A 15,793-nucleotide genomic window follows, 5' to 3' on the forward strand; every position below is an offset into this window, starting at 1 on the left:
TTTTTTACCTAATATTTTTATTTGCTGTTACAGATGAGCCAGCTGTGACTACAACAATCTTATCTGGATGAAGTAACTCCTTCGCTGCTTGATTGACTTGCTCAAGAGTGACTGCCGCAATTTTATCGGTGAAAGAGTACAATTCCTCTTTATCCAGCCCCCATACTTCATTCATCAAAATTCTGGATGACAAATCTTCTGGATCTGCCAAGGAGACATTATAGTTACCGATCAAATTGCGTTTAGCTGTCTCCAATTCCTCTGCACTGATGCCTTGTTGATGAATTTCTGCCATCAATCTGCGGGTGCTTTTGATTGCACGATTTGTATCTTCTGGGGCTGTTTGCATTTCAATCAAAAATATCCCCAGATTTTTTCCTGTTTGGAAGGTGCTATAAATTCCGTAAGTCAAACCTTGGCGATCGCGTACTTCTGTTCCCAATCTGCTAGAGAGGGTATCGCCACCTAAAATTTGATTCAGGATTAAAGCTGCATAATAACGCGGATCTTGGCGGTTAATTCCCGTGTTACCCATATAAGTAACCGCTTGGGTTTTACCTGGCAGCACTAGATTAGCACGTACAATTTTGTCTGGTATTTTTACTGATGGATATTGTAATTTTGGGGCTTCACCGCTAACTTGCCAAACACCAAACTCAGCTGCAATTAGCGATCGCACTCGCTCAGGAGCAAAATCTCCCACTAATGTTAGCACCATCATATCTGGGCGATAATGTTTCTGCTTAAAATCAATCACATCCTGACGGCGAATTTGCCGCAAACTCTTTTGAGTGGGAAAAGAGTGTAAGGGATGATTCTGCGGATAAAGAGTTTGTATAAATGTTCTTTGTGCAACTTCTGCCGGATCGTCTAATTCCTGCTTTAGATCCGTTAAAGCCTGTTGACGGGAAAGTTCCAACTCTTTTGCCGGAAAAGTCGCATTTTTGACTACATCTCCTAAAATCTGTAACAGAATCGGTAAGTCTCCTGCTAAACCTTTACCTTCAATTTCCACACCTTCACGGTAAGTATCAAATTCCAAGCTTGCGCCACGTTCATCTAAAATGTTGGCAAGTGCATACAAATCCCTAGTTTTGGTACCGTTCATCAAGTTGTCTGCAACAAGAGATGCCAACCCAGCTTTATCTGCTGGATCGAATTCCGCACCAGCTTTGATATTTCCACTCAAGGTGAGTGTGGGAGTACTTCGATCTGGCAACAGCAACACTCGCAACTTGTTAGGCAACGTGAATTGCTGTGGCAAACTCATAATGACAGGCGTTGTTGTTACATCCACCACTGGAAGATACTTCGCGACTTCATCAGGTAACTCGGTTGAGCCGGAAGAAAAATTTTCTTTAATTTGTGTCGAAGATGGTTTGGCACTACTATTATTTTCTGCCTGGATCTGGCTTGGTTCAAAAAAGCCGACAGTACGTGCTTTTTGTTTGAGATATTGATTAGCGACACGTTGCACATCTTCGACACTCACCTGACGAATCGCTGCTAAGTAACTATCTGTATATTTATAATCACCAGTCGTAGTTTCATTGTTCCCTAATTGCATGGCTTGACTGGTAATATCCCGGTTTTCCAAGATCACAGTAGCTTCTAGTTGTGCCTGTGCACGATTTAATTCTGCTTTTGTAACTCCTGTTTGAGCTAAATGGGCGATCGCTTTTTGCATCACTGAGTCAATCTTTTTCAAACCGCGATCGGAAGTCGCAGTCACTGATAGTTCGTACCAACCTGCTTCGCGTAAGCTCGTAACATAACCAGTCAAATCAGTTGCTAAACCAGATTCTATTAACGCTTGATAGAGGCGAGAATTCCGTCCTTCCGTCAAAATATAATCCATCACATCTAGTGCTGGCACATCTGGGTGATTCGCAGCAGGCAAAGGATACACGGTGTATAAAAGTGCGTTTGCTCCCGGTTCTCGCAATACCAGAGAGGAAGACGTAGAGAAATTATCAAACATATTCCCCGTGTCTCCGTGTCTCAGTGTCTCCGTGTCCTCTTGATTCCCCGTGTCTTGTCTATCCTTCTTCTGTATTTTCCCAAATATCTCCTTCACCGCTGTCAAAGTTTTGGCAGTGTCGAAATCACCAACAATCACTAAAACGGCATTTTCGGGGCTATAAAATTCTTTATAGTACTTTTGTAATTGCTGAACTTGAAATTTCTCGACATCAGCTTTGGTTCCACCTATGGGCAAGCCGTAAGGATGCTTAGGAAAGGTTGCTCTCAAAACAGCTTGACTGAGGCGATACTCTGGATCATTTTCGTAACCCTGTAACTCGGAAATTACTACCCGCTTCTCGCTAGCTAATTGTTCGGCATCAAGCAGAGCATTTTCCATTCTATCCGCTTCTAATTCCAAAAGAGCGTTGAGCTTGTCGCGCTCTGCTGTATTGTAATATGCAGTTTGGTCGTAGCTAGTGAAGGCGTTGGAGTCACTACCCAAAGCACTAAACAAGCGCCCAAATTGAATCGGACGATTTTTCGTGCCTTTAAACATCATGTGTTCTAACTGGTGGGCAATACCATTCACCCCTGGTTCCTCGTTGCGTGAACCCACCTTGTACCACACCTGCACTGTCACCACTGGCGCGGAATGGACTTCCTTTGTCAGGATAGTAAGATTATTTTCTAGTACTGTTTTCCGGACGTTGTCTGTCACTAAATTTCTTTGTGTTTTTTTTAAAATATTTTCATTGCGATTATTTACTCTAGTAGATCCGACATTGATTTGACTTGTTGCAGATCCATTCCCCAGTAGCAAAACCACAATCAAACAAAGACTAAACACAAAAATTGGCAAACGATATCTATGCGATACGATAAGAACACCCATGTATTTGCTGAAAGCATTTACAAATTAGATTACAGATTTTTCTGACTATAGCGTGTTCTTCATTACTTGAGGCTTTTTTTAACTTAATTCTATTTTCTCAAAAAGCTATAAGGTTAGTCTACTAGCTACGGCTAGGGGAAATTCTTTGCAAGAGTGGACTAAATTTTAATAGTTTTGAACTTCTCAAAATCATCGCTAAAAACATGGGTGATTCAGTAGATTGGGCAGAGTCTGCAATTTCTTACGAAACCTTTGTCAGACAAGCCAATGGTATGTTGGTACCGCAAAGCTCGTCACCAAAAATCATCGCGACGATGCTGCGCCTTTTAGATGTTCAACCAGGGATGCGAGTTTTGGAGGTGGGGACAGGTTCTGGATACAGTACAGCAATGCTGGCATACTTGGTAGGGAAAACTGGTTATGTCGTTTCTTTAGATATAGACTCAGATTTAGTTGAGCGTGCTACTAAATTATTAACCTCACAAGGTTTTGACATGGTAAAGGTAGTAGCAAAAGATGGTAGAGAAGGTTATTTACCTGCTGCACCTTTTGATCGCTTAATTGTTTGGGCAACAGGAGATACTTTGTCACCCGCTTGGGTGGAGCAAGTAAGCAAAAATGGTGTAATTGTCGCTCCTATTCGACTTCTGCCACTAGCAAACACTACAGCCATAACTCGTGTTTGGATTAACTGCGATCGCATTCCGAAAGGAGAAAAATTGATTCCTGGAGGTTTTGTTCCCTTAAGTAATCAACCCCGCTATCAATGGCACGGCTATGCTGAAGAAGCGGATTTAGCTGTATTAGAAAATTATCAACCTGTAGCTTGGGTGAGTTCACAGTGGCTGCGAAGTGAAAAGGCAGCCCAACACAAGCCAAAATTTCTGTACTTATTACAAACTGCTTGCCGTCAAGATAGCCCTCTTCAAGACAACGAGGATGTGATGGGGCTGCGAGCTTATCTGTTGGCTACTAATCCACATGGGCTGACAACAGCTTCAACACCAACCCTTGGGTTTGGTAGTGCGATCGGTATCAGCCAGCCTGATAGTTTAGCGCTGCTGTCTGAGTTGGATAACGCCTATGTTAAAGCGGGGACAGATGCTGCTGCAATAACTCTAGCTAACTGTATTGCTAACTGGCGTGCATTTGGAAAACCTGGTTTTGAACAACTTCGTGTAATTCTTAATAAAATGCCTTCTCGTTGGACAGTACAGGCAAAATTACCCTTGTTTGAATGAATTATAAATTAAGTTTTGTTAATACCCGAATAAATTCCAGCGGTAAGCCATCGGCATCGGCAATAAAAGTGACTTCGTAAATGCGATCGCCTATTTGTTGCTGCGTCGGTTCTAAAAGTACCTTGAGCGGTTGCAATTGCTCTGGTTGATTTTGTGCAGCCAAAGCAAAGCGCTCTTGTAAACTTGTTAACCAACTAGGTAAATCAATCGCGATCGCAGTGAGATCAAAAGACAAATGGTAGTAACCTACATAATGTTCGTCAGCAAATGTGTCTGGCGCTGGTTTTGGTTCAGGTATTTGGATCAGTTCAATTCTGCCACCTAGCCCTTCCATCCAACAAGCGAGGGTGTAGCCTGTAGTGAAGCGATCGCAAACTGTGAACCCCAATTGCTCGTAGAAGGCGATCGCTCGATGAATATTAGCAGTGCGAATTGAAGCATGATGCATAAGAGAAGGGGTTAGAGGCTAGGGGTTAGGGGCTAGTTAAGAGATAGAAACAATAGGCTAGCGATTAAAAATTAAAAATTTCTTTTTTACATATTCTCATTACTTAATTTTTAATCCCTAGTCCCTAGCCCCTAGTTCATTCAAACAATCTGAAATAAGGGTAGCGTACTGGTACACCAGGTTCTTTGTCTAAATCAAAATTAATAACTTCCCAACAAGGTTCTTCAGCGGGATCGGGGCTAAACTCCACTGGCAAACCATATAGGCGGGCGGAAGTTCCTTCCTGTTGCCCCCCTCGCCAAGGAGTACTACGCTCTAGGTAACCACTCATCAATTCCTGATAGCGGCGAGCAATAATCACCCGTGTTGCTCGATAACCTTGTGTATATAACTTGTCTAGAGCTTCGTGTATTTCAAATCGAATACCATCGGGATGAGTATGTTGCCGATACCATTCCCCATTCCACCTGCGCCAATGACGCCCAGACTGTAGATGAATCAACTCTCCAGTTTTGGGATTAGCTTCAAACGCCCCATGACGAGGACATAAATAAGTATCTGTTAGTGTCAGTGCCGGAATTGTCTGGCGGCAGTGGGGACACTGAATTTCGGGGCCAAATATTGGGTACTGCAAGCCTGGATTCATCATGAAGTGCGTACAAGAACAATGTTGTTGTCTTCACTAGTAGTGACGTTAGTTTTTTTTACACTTCTGCGCCACATGATTAGGGTACCTACTTACTGCTGCCTCAGTGAACGGTCTTGACGCCGTGATATCCTGGTTTTGCAACCAGTTTTCAAGGTTGGATTTCTCCAGTGTTCCTGAGTACCATATTCATAATTCATATTCTATCGTGTCAAACGCTTCCTACTGGTCTTCTGTGGACATTTCTCAAGCTTCCTTCGTCGCCAACAACGCTGTGGTCATAGGATCGGTGTGCATAGCAACAGGGGCAAGCATTTGGTATGGAGCAGTAATTAGGGCAGATGTAGAACGCATTGAAATTGGTGAATGTACAAATATCCAAGATGGAGCCATTCTACACGGCGATCCCGGTCAACCGACAATATTGGAAGATCATGTTACAGTCGGGCATCGTGCTGTCGTTCATTCCGCTTACATTGAAAGCGGTAGTTTAATTGGGATTGGCGCAGTAATTTTAAATGGAGTACGGGTGGGTGCTGGTAGCATTATTGGTGCTGGCGCGGTGGTAAATAAAGATGTTCCGCCTAAATCTTTGGTGGTTGGTGTCCCTGGAAAAGTAGTACGCCAAGTCACAGATGTTGAAGCCGCAGAACTGATTGAACACGCCGAGCGTTACAAAAAGTTAGCGCTCTTTCATGCTGGCAAAGGAACTGATATGGGTTTTGGCGCTCCCCATTGAGGAAGGAGGGGACAAGGGGCTTCAGGTGCAGGGAAGCAGGGGAGATGAGGAGAGAACAACTAACCACTGTACGGGCGGGTTTAGAAGATAAATTATCTGTTTGAACGTCAAGATGATTGGCAAAACCCGCCCCTACCAACGAACCAATGACCATTGACCAACTTTGTAAACATTCTTTACATAATCTATTGAGAAAAGTTGCCCACTTGGGCTAAAAATAAAAAATGAGAACAGTTGATAAAACTTTAAGCTCTATTTAACAGAGGGGTTCTAAATATGGACTTAGATATGCGTTTGCTTATTGTGTTAGCGCCGATCGCGATCGCTGCTGGTTGGGCAGTTTTCAATATTGGTGCTGCTGCTTTAAATCAATTGCAAAACTTTTTAAACAGAGAAGCCTAAACTATACTCCGCATCGTTAGTCAGAAACTGACTGTTTCTCTAGATGAGAGGCAGTCGGTTTTATTCTTGATTGCTAATTGTTAATTTCTAATGGTTAATTGTCCATTACCATTAGCGATTAGCTATTAACCATTAACCACTTGTGGATATCGACTCCTTACTCAAACCCTTTCAACGCTTTGGCGTCAATCTTGGACTAGAACGCATCCAAAAATTATTGGCGAAGCTTGGTAACCCCCATCACCAAGTTCCTGTCATTCACGTTGCTGGCACTAATGGAAAAGGTTCTGTTTGTGCTTATCTTTCTTCAGTGCTGACAGAGGCAGGTTATCTTACCGGACGCTATACTTCTCCCCATTTAGTCGATTGGACAGAACGTATTTGCCTCAACGAACAGCATATTTCCTCAGAGGAATTTTGTAATTTATTGCTACAAGTTCAAGCTGCCATTCCAGCAGACGGTGAGCCACCAACTCAGTTTGAAGTGATTACGGCAGCAGCCTGGTTATATTTTGCTCAACAAAAAGTTGATATAGCAGTAATAGAAGTTGGACTGGGAGGACGTTTGGATGCTACCAACGTTTGTGACAAACCTCTTGTCACTGTCATTACATCCATTAGCCGCGAACATTGGCAGAACCTTGGCCCCACTGTTGCCGATATTGCTAGAGAAAAAGCTGGCATTCTCAAACTAGGATGCCCTGCTGTAGTTGGAAACTTGCCACTAGATGCAGACAAAGTTGTGCGATCGCGTATTTTAGAATTGCACTGCCCTAGCTTTATGCCTCAAAGCGGTCGTCAAATTGCCACGGGATGGGCAGAATATAAATCAATTATAAATCCAAACAGCACAATTAAATATCCCTTACCGCTACAAGGACAAATTCAATTGACTAATTCAGCTTTAGCTTTGGCAGCTTTGGAAATTTTGCAACAAAGGGGTTGGCAGATTTCGGAAAAAGCTATTGTCAACGGCATGGCAAAAACCAAGTGGCCGGGGCGGATGCAGTGGACTAGTTGGAAAAACCATAAATTATTACTTGATGGCGCTCATAACCCAGCCGCAGCACAAGTTTTACGGGATTATGTAAATACCCTCAATACTCCCGTAGTCACTTGGGTGATGGGAATGCTCTCAACAAAAGACCACACGGATATTTTCAAAGCTTTATTGCAACCTCATGACCAATTGTATTTAGTACCTGTACCAGATCGTAGTTCAGCTAATCCTGAAGAATTAGCTGTGCTAGCTCAACAAATTTGCCCTGAATTAAACTTGTGTGTTGTTTATCCAGATTTATTATCAGGGCTAGAGGCTGCTTTTGCTTCAACAGATAATTTAGTCGTTTTATGCGGTTCGCTATATTTAATTGGGCATTTTTTAGAAAGTACAAGGGCAATGGTCGAGAAAAAATAAAGAGAGAATTTCAAATTAGAGACACAAAGTTTTGCATCTGGTTACTTTGATCAATCAACTGTCAATCATTGCTATCATCTGGTATTTGAGATTCGTCTCCCCAGTAATCCTAAACCCAAGACTTTCATACAGATGTAAAACTGGATTCATCTTAAGAACACACAATAAGACTGGAAGCTTTGCCTGCCGTGCGTCATTTAAGAGATTGTTAATTAAAGCAGTACCTACTCCTAACCTCTGATATTTAGGCAATATTTCAATATGGCGCAATTCAATCATATTGCTCTTGCGGTCAACTCCAAAAATCCCAGCATCATTGCTGTCAATTACAATAATTTGATCACAACCTGGGTAGAATTTCTGCTGCATATCACAGCGCTCTGCGACATCATCCCAACCACGGAGCTGCTCAACATAGTGACGCATATTAATTTTGTTCAACTGAAAAACGAACTCAAAGTCATCTTCTGTTGAAGGGCGTAACCAAAATTGCATCAGTCATCTTCAATCCTTGCTTTCTATTTTCGATTGGGAGTAAGGAATGGGTGAATTTTGAATCTTCACTAATTGCTACTCCCGTAAAAAAATTAACTAACTCCTTGTGCTATTCCACTCCTGTGCAGCATCTTCTAAAGCTTTATCAACTGTCTTCTCATCCAACATAGCTGCTTGCAAATTCTCATAAATTGCCTTTTGTAGAAGATTGAAATTCTTCAATTTAGGAGTTAAAACTTCTGCCTGTTGTAGTTGACTAGCGCTAATTGCACGTGCTTTATCTATAGTTGGGGCATTTGCTGGTACATTTTTAAAGTAACTATCAGATAATGCCTTGATTGTAGATGGTAGAACATTTGCTTGTTTCGCAAAAGCTAGCTGGTTTTCATCATTAGTAACAAACAAGGCAAATTTAACAGCAGCATCAGGTTGTTTAGTATCGCGAGGAATAACTACGTTCATGACAGCTACATTTTTTTTGCCAGTATCGCCAGTAATTTGAGGGGCAATGTCAGAATATTTAGCGATCGCTGGTGCATTTTTGCTAATCTGTTTTAAAAACTCTGCCCCTGAAGCTAATAATGCTGTTTCTCCAGCTTGATAAAGTTCAATAGCATGGCGGTGTCCCTGAGTTAAAACTTCTTTAGGAAGCAGTCCTTTTTTATAAAGATCTACCCAATACTGAAATGCTGCTTTGCCTTGAGGAGAGTTAAAAGCAGCTTTACCTTCGGCATCTACTAAGTTTACTCCCATCTGCACAAAAGATTCTAAAACTTCTCCGGAATCTTGCGGAACAAAAGTAACAAAAAAGGCATACTTACCAGTTTTATCTTTAATTTGTTGAGCTGCTTGTGCTAATTCAGTGTAAGTACCGGGTACTTTATTTATACCTGCCTGTTTTAATAAATCAGTGTTATAAATAGTTAGCCGTGTGGTGAGATACCAGGGTATCCCAAAACTCTTACCATTAAGCGTACTAGCTTTCCATATATTGGGCAGATAGGAGGAACGAACGTTATTTGGAACTTTTGTATCCAAATCTAACCAAGCATTTCGACCTGCTAATTGCGATGCAAAATCTGGATTTAGGTTAACAACATCAGGTGGCGTTTTTGCAGATACAGCTGTTAAAATTTTGTTTTGCATTTCTGCCCAAGGTATATCTACCCAGTTAATCTTTATACCTGAGTTTTGTGATTCAAAATTTGCAATCAGGCTTTGGAAGTAGTCGGTAAATTGAGGTTTGAGTTGCATAGTCCAAAACTCAACTTTTGCCGCTCCTGAAGATGCCTGTTTTGTGCTTGTGCTGACGTTACCTGTACTGCAACTGATAATCCAAGTTGTCAATAAACCAAGTAGTGCCCAAATAGTTAATTGTTTGAATTTTCGACTTTGAATCATTTTGTTTTGTAGTACTTGAATTCAACCAAGGAGAAAAGATGATGGATGCAGAATTTTCGAGATTATAAGGTCATTAGTCATTGATTATTCACCAATGACCAAGGACAAATGACTAAGGACAAAATAGCTTAACATTTAAATTTTTCAATTTAGCATTCATGCGGGCAAAACTGTGGTTAAAAGCTTCACGAGTCTGTTTGGTAAATCTAATAAAGGAGTTGGCATCGAACTTGCACCACAATGCGTGAATGTAGCCCGTTTACGCAAGCAACGCCAAGGTCTGAAACTAGACGCTTTAACATCTGTGTCAGTTCCAGAAGGTGTTTTTATTGATGGTCAAATTGCCGATCCTCCAGCAATGGCACAAATCATTCAGCAGGCACTCTCAGAAAGTAAAATCAACGCTTCTAGAGTGGCAACTGCTGTGACAGGACGAGATTCAGTTGTGCGTCTCATACCCGTTCCAGCAGAATTAGATGATAAAGAACTACGGGAGATGGTGTTAAATCATGAGGCAGGTTTGTATTTGCCTTATCCCCGTGAAGAAGCTGATGTAGATTATCAGAAACTTGGGTACTTTGTAGATGAGGATGGCATTGAAAAGGTACAGGTACTTCTTGTTGCTACTCGCAAAGAAATCACTGATACCTATATAAGAACATTTGAACAGGCAGGATTGCAAATCGATGTATTAGAGATTAACAGCTTTGCGCTGATTAGGACAATTCGCGATCAACTGCGGCAATTTGGGCCGCAAGAAGCAGCAGTGCTTGTCGATATTGAATTTGACAGCACAGAAATTGCCATTGTCGTTAATGGAGTACCGCAATTTTCGCGGACAGTGCCACTTGGAACTTATCAGATGCAAATGGCGCTAGCAAAGGCAATGAGTGTGCCTGCATCACGAGATATGGAGTTGTTGCGAGGAATTACCATTCCTTTAACTCCACAAGATGCAGGTAAAACTGGTGTTACTGAGGCAAATCCTGGATTAGCAGCGATGATGCGGGTATTAGGAGAACTTACAGACGAGCTGCGTCGTTCCATTGATTTTTATCTCAATCAAAGCGAAAACTTGGAAGTAGCGCAGATTTTTTTGGCAGGGGCGGGAGGCGGTTTAGCACAGTTGGATGAATTTTTTACGCAACGGTTGAGCTTACCAACTTCTCAAATAGATCCCGTCGGTGCTTTGTCATTGCAAATAGATGAAGAGAAATATCCGCCAGTGCAACGCCCTGGATTAGGAATAGTCCTTGGACTGGGAATGCGGGAGGTGTAGCAAAATGTACAGTTTAGAAATTAACTTTCTCAAAGATCGCTCAAGTTTCAAGGTAAAGAATGAAAAAAAGGTAAAACCAGCGCTTCCTGCTGGAAATTTTACTCCTGTGTATATAGGAGTTGGATTTGGCTTGATTTTTCCGCTGTTGGTGGGAGTTGGTTGGTGGTTCTTGCAAGCGAAAAATGCTGAGTTAGAGCAGCAAATAGCACAGTTAGAACAGGAGAATAAAAATTTAGAGGTACAGATAGGAAGTATTAACAAAATTAAGGAAGAAACCAACACAATTAAGGAACAAACACAATCTTTGGTTTCTGTATTCGATCAGATTCGTCCTTGGTCAGCGATGTTGCAAGAATTACGCGATCGCATTCCAGCAACCGTACAAATACAGAATGTTAGACAAATGGCACCCGTTGCCACCCAACAGGGACAGCCACCACCCAACCCTGCTGGAGGAATAGAAATTAATGGAGTGGCTCGCTCCTTCAATGATGTCAACGATTTCTTGCTTGTTTTACAACAATCTCCTTTCTTTAAACCGAGTGAAGCAAAAATTGTTTCTGCTGAATTAGTAGAAACACCAATAACAAATTCTGAGGGAAGGAGTATATCTAACAAAACAACATCAATGGTTAAATACACTATTCAATCTGCAATGAGTGATATTCCAGCCTCTGAGCTAATGCGGGAATTGGAGCAAAAAGGCACAGTAGGGTTAGTAACGCGCATTCGCAATCTGCAAAAAACAGGAGTCATTCAAAAATGACGCTGAGTGAAGATTTAAATTTTATTGACGCTGGAGAGTTCAACGAAGGGACATCAGGTTTCCCCGTTGTTTTTGGCATTACCTTTACACCCAAAATAATTGGCATTGTAGTGGGAGTTTTAGGAATTGCTGGAGCACTTTTTATGGTGTTGAATTTAGTGATGCCAGCTTGGGAATCCTTTCAACAGCAGCAAGCAAAGCAAAACGATCTGCAAGGACAAGTAGAGCAAAAGAAATCTACTATCAAACAGATGGACAAGGTAAAACAGGAGCAAATCGAGGCAAAACAGCAGCAGATCCAAGTATTAGCATTGTTTGCTGACGAGAAAACATTGGATACATTACTGATCGATTTGAATCGTTTGATTGAGGCTGGGAACGGGAAACTTGCTTTCAATGCTGTCAGAGCCAAACTAAGGAGATTTACCCCAGCCGCTAATAAACCTGAACCAATCACAGATAATTCTCTAGGGCCAGGAGTTAACGGCAAATTGAAGCGTAGTAGTATTAGTATCGATATCGTTGGCACCTATGAACAAACACAATCAATTCTCCGCAACATAGAGCGTTTACAGCCTTTGCTCGTAGTGAAGGACTATCAATCTAGCCTGGCTCCAGAAGCTGCTCCTGAAAGAGATAAAGCATTACGTAGAATTGGCCCAGCAGCGATTTCTACATCTTTCCAATTGCAAGCATTAATGCCACTTAATCCAGAGGAAGTTGCCGCTGCTCAAGCAGCTCCTAAAAAGTAATGGAAAGCAAAAGAAGGCAGAAGACAGACGGCAGACGGGAAGACTTGGAAATAAACAAGTCAGATGGCAGATGGAAAGGAGAAGAAAAGACAAGGAGTTTGCTCTCAAAGTGTTAATTACATAGACTTTCAGGGAAATATACAAGTAATCAACTGCGCTCTGACTTACGTACAAATAATTAGGAAATAGATCCTGTTTTCACTGAATAAGTAATTCGGTAATGATTCAAACCTGTTTTCACAGGAATCAGCTTCTCAGTCGGAAAATTATTTCCAGACTAGATAGTACAAATATTTGGAAAATTGTCTAAAAATTTGGTGTTTTGTGAGGAATGAACTGTGAAACAGCTTCACGGTAACGGATTAATATTAGGTGCGACTGCAATAGTTTTTTTAGCAGCTCAACCAGTCAAGGCACAACTTGCTCAAGTTACAAATGTACAATTAAAACCAGTTAATGGTGGAATCAATGTTGTTTTAACAACTTCTTCCAGTTCTCGTCCCCAAGTTTTCACTACAAAAAGAGGCAATTCTCTAGTCGCAGATATTATTAATTCTCAACTGCGTTTACCAAAAAGTAATAACTTTCGCCAAGAAAATCCTGCTCCAGGAATTACGTCAGTTGAAATTAACCAGCTAGATACTAATAGTATCAGACTGATAATAACTGGAAGTAACGGCACGCCTAGTAGTCAACCTGTAAAGCGAGGAACTAATGGAGTTACTCTGGGCTTTACACCATCAGAAGGAACTACTGCCTCAACATCTCCCCAAATACCTGCTGCTAACCCAGCTCCAGTACAGGCTTCCCCTACTCCCATTGTTCCTAATCCGCAAGTCAGTATTGATGGTACAACTGCTCAACCAGCCCAACCCGGACAACCACCCGTCCCAGCTCCGCCTTTTTTGCCAAGAGCTGTAGCTCCACCAGTTGGAGATATTGCCATCTCAAATATGGACGCTTCGCCAAGTGTTGTTGATTTGGGAACACAAGAACGCGTACCTCGGCTTGTATTGCGAGATGCTCCTGTACGGGAGGTTTTGTCATTGCTTGCCCGTGCTGCTGGTTTGAACTTGGCTTATACAACATCAGCACCATCTACAGGAGGACAGCAAGGAGCAGCTAGTGCAGCAGCTGATGGGCCGACAATATCCATAGATATAGAAAATGAGCCAGTGCAAGATGTGTTTAACTATGTCTTGCGCTTGAGTGGTTTGGAAGCTAACCGCAATGGACGCACAGTTTTTGTGGGAGCGAAACTACCAAATGCCACCCGCGATTTAGTCATGCGGAATCTACGTCTTAATCAAATTAAGGTTGACACTGCTTTGAGCTTTCTGGTGTCCTTGGGAGCAGAAAGTGCTATTACACGGGAACGATTAGTTACCAGTGTCAATGCTGTGCCTGTAGGTGGTGCAGCAAATAGTGCAGTTACCCAAACCCAAACAACTACAGAACTCAAAGTAGAAACTTTGCGTACTGACTTTAAAGACGTAACACCTTTACTACGAGGTCTACAGGCATCAGGAGACCAACGTACCAATTCCCTTACCTTAGTGGGGCCTGCTAGGTTAATTGATATTGCGATCGCTCAACTAACTCAGCTTGATATCCGCCGTCGGCAAGTGGCAATTAACGTCAAGATTATTGATGTCAACCTCTTGAATACCAAAGATTTCAACACTAGTTTTGCCTTTGGAGTTGGCAAGAATTACTTTGTTAATGATGGTGGTGCCGCAGCTCTCAACTTTGGCGGTTCTAGACCACCCACTGCTTCTGAGGCAGCAAGCAGTGTGACTAGTACACCAGTGATCAAAAACCCAATCACAGGAGAGCCTTTCTTAGACCCCAATGGTACATTTACTGTGCCAAATGGAGGTTCAGGTGTGAGAGTTATACGAGATGGTCAAGTCGTACAGAATATTCCAGGCGATGCAACCTTCCTCAATCCTATTTCTCCTACAAGCACCAATCCAACTACTCCCGGTCTGACAGATTTTACACCGGGAACACCAGATGTTGTAACTATTACTACCGATCCTGTAACTGGACGACAAACCACCTCTTTTGCAGAAGGCGCTCGTGCAACATCTACATTCGGTTTGCCAACACTATTCCAGTTCCCCAAACGCTTCCTTGCGAGTTTGCAAGCTCAAGTCACTAGTGGTAATGCCAAAATTTTGACAGATCCAACTTTGACAGTGCAAGAAGGGGAAGAAGCTCAAGTTAATTTAACGGCACAAGTATATGGAGGTATCGAAAGAGTAGAAAAAAATGGAAGTCTTCTAAGAAATCCAATTATTAAAGATGCTGGTTTAACCCTTGCTGTTAAAGTAGACAAAGTTGATGATAATGGTTTTGTCTCTTTGTCTGTAGCACCTACTATCTCTGCACCTAATGGTACTGTAGCAACTCCAGAAGATGGTAATATTACTCTCTTATCTCAAAGAAGTCTTAGGTCAGGACTAATTCGCCTGCGTGACGGTCAAACGCTAATTCTTAGCGGTATTATCCAGGAATCAGACCGAACAAGTGTCTCCAAGGTTCCTATCTTGGGTGATATTCCTCTGCTTGGTTCGTTGTTTAGAAGAACCAATAAAGTTAACCAGCGCCAAGAAGTTATTGTTTTGCTCACACCTCAGGTGATGGATGATTCAGAGCGCTCCTCCTATGGCTATAACTACAGTCCCAGTCCAGATGTAAGGCAAATGCTGGAGCGTAGAGGGTTACAGGTTCCTAGACGATGAGGTAACACTGCGTTCAAATTTTTATTATTATGTGTCACTATCGGGACAGGAATGCCACCTGTCCTTTAATGTTTTGGTTGTAAAAAATAAATATTTAGCCATTTTTCAACATAACTAAAATCGCTATATTCTTTCCCTGTTCCCTTACCTGACTAGATAATCTATTTTGCACTACTAATTATCGGTATACAGATACAGCGCATTTGATCTAGATGAAGTACATTACCCCACCCACCCTATCGGCTACCCTCACGCCAGTTGACGCCAGTTGACGCCAGTCGCTTCAACGGGGGGAACCCTCCGAAGTCGCCTCAACGGGGGGAACCCCCGCACGGCGCTTCTCTCCGCAACGCGCTGGCTCCTTTATGCCGGGGAACCCTTTCGCCAGTCGCCTGTGGAGGGAAACCCTCCCGCAGCGCTGGCTCACCACCGCACTGGCTCCCCTTGGTAAGGGGAGGGTTAGAAAGGAGTGTACTCCATTTACTTGCAATCCGCTGTAGATTTCGCTACACATAACTTCATGCATTGATCCCACCTAATCCCCCAAAACCCCCCTCGTGTTTTTGCGTGGTTTTTAGGAACATCAAATTGTACTCAACAACG

Annotated in this window: 13 protein-coding genes; 8 read left to right on the forward strand and 5 right to left on the reverse strand. The window is 42.3% G+C overall.

Features of this window, described 5'->3' with window-relative positions:
* Window positions 1–4 precede the first annotated feature (4 nt).
* On the reverse strand, window positions 5–2,857 hold the full coding sequence (locus U2718_RS32985; protein ID WP_341994220.1) for a pitrilysin family protein: 2,853 nt from the start codon (window positions 2,855–2,857) through the stop codon (window positions 5–7).
* 203 nt (window positions 2,858–3,060) lie between these two features.
* Here U2718_RS32985 and U2718_RS32990 point away from each other — a divergent pair, with 203 nt between their 5' ends.
* The gene (locus tag U2718_RS32990) at window positions 3,061–4,098 is read left to right on the forward strand and encodes a protein-L-isoaspartate O-methyltransferase family protein (protein ID WP_341994218.1); all 1,038 of its coding nucleotides are present in this window, start codon (window positions 3,061–3,063) and stop codon (window positions 4,096–4,098) included.
* Between the two features lies 1 nt (window position 4,099).
* Here U2718_RS32990 and U2718_RS32995 read toward each other — a convergent pair whose 3' ends face one another.
* Together U2718_RS32995 and U2718_RS33000 are read right to left on the reverse strand one after the other, a co-directional pair.
* Window positions 4,100–4,546: a VOC family protein gene (locus U2718_RS32995; protein ID WP_341994216.1), complete on the reverse strand. Its 447-nt coding sequence runs from the start codon at window positions 4,544–4,546 to the stop codon at window positions 4,100–4,102.
* Between the two features lie 136 nt (window positions 4,547–4,682).
* On the reverse strand, window positions 4,683–5,195 hold the full coding sequence (locus U2718_RS33000; protein WP_289789112.1) for a TIGR02652 family protein: 513 nt from the start codon (window positions 5,193–5,195) through the stop codon (window positions 4,683–4,685).
* A gap of 205 nt (window positions 5,196–5,400) precedes the next feature.
* On the opposite strand from U2718_RS33000, the gene U2718_RS33005 reads away from it, so the two are divergent.
* From U2718_RS33005 to U2718_RS33015, 3 genes are all read left to right on the forward strand, one after another.
* Entirely contained in the window at window positions 5,401–5,931 is a 531-nt protein-coding gene (locus U2718_RS33005) for a gamma carbonic anhydrase family protein (RefSeq protein ID WP_341994215.1), read from the forward strand.
* Window positions 5,932–6,207: 276 nt separating this feature from the next.
* The gene (locus U2718_RS33010; protein WP_016874084.1) at window positions 6,208–6,333 is read left to right on the forward strand and encodes a photosystem II protein Y; all 126 of its coding nucleotides are present in this window, start codon (window positions 6,208–6,210) and stop codon (window positions 6,331–6,333) included.
* A 142-nt stretch (window positions 6,334–6,475) separates the two neighbouring features.
* Window positions 6,476–7,750, forward strand: a complete 1,275-nt coding sequence (locus tag U2718_RS33015) for a folylpolyglutamate synthase/dihydrofolate synthase family protein (RefSeq protein WP_341994214.1) — start codon at window positions 6,476–6,478, stop codon at window positions 7,748–7,750.
* Window positions 7,751–7,804: 54 nt separating this feature from the next.
* Here U2718_RS33015 and U2718_RS33020 read toward each other — a convergent pair whose 3' ends face one another.
* Complete coding sequence (locus tag U2718_RS33020; RefSeq protein ID WP_341994212.1) at window positions 7,805–8,245, reverse strand: GNAT family N-acetyltransferase; 441 nt, start codon at window positions 8,243–8,245, stop codon at window positions 7,805–7,807.
* A 96-nt stretch (window positions 8,246–8,341) separates the two neighbouring features.
* Complete coding sequence (locus U2718_RS33025) at window positions 8,342–9,646, reverse strand: sugar ABC transporter substrate-binding protein (RefSeq protein ID WP_341994211.1); 1,305 nt, start codon at window positions 9,644–9,646, stop codon at window positions 8,342–8,344.
* 172 nt (window positions 9,647–9,818) lie between these two features.
* Here U2718_RS33025 and U2718_RS33030 point away from each other — a divergent pair, with 172 nt between their 5' ends.
* The 4 genes from U2718_RS33030 to U2718_RS33045 all read left to right on the forward strand — a co-directional run bounded on the left by U2718_RS33030 (window position 9,819) and on the right by U2718_RS33045 (window position 15,190).
* A complete protein-coding gene (locus tag U2718_RS33030) occupies window positions 9,819–10,925 on the forward strand; it encodes a type IV pilus biogenesis protein PilM (protein WP_341994210.1) in 1,107 nt (368 codons plus the stop codon).
* A 4-nt stretch (window positions 10,926–10,929) separates the two neighbouring features.
* Entirely contained in the window at window positions 10,930–11,691 is a 762-nt protein-coding gene (locus tag U2718_RS33035) for a PilN domain-containing protein (protein WP_341994209.1), read from the forward strand.
* Window positions 11,688–12,443 (forward strand): pilus assembly protein PilO, encoded by a 756-nt coding sequence (locus U2718_RS33040; protein WP_341994208.1) that lies wholly within the window; start codon window positions 11,688–11,690, stop codon window positions 12,441–12,443. Before U2718_RS33035 ends, U2718_RS33040 begins: the two co-directional genes overlap by 4 nt.
* 338 nt (window positions 12,444–12,781) lie before the next feature.
* On the forward strand, window positions 12,782–15,190 hold the full coding sequence (locus tag U2718_RS33045; protein WP_341994206.1) for an AMIN domain-containing protein: 2,409 nt from the start codon (window positions 12,782–12,784) through the stop codon (window positions 15,188–15,190).
* Window positions 15,191–15,793: the final 603 nt, after the last annotated feature.

This window comes from Chlorogloeopsis sp. ULAP02, from assembly GCF_038404745.2.
GTDB lineage: Bacteria > Cyanobacteriota > Cyanobacteriia > Cyanobacteriales > Nostocaceae > Chlorogloeopsis.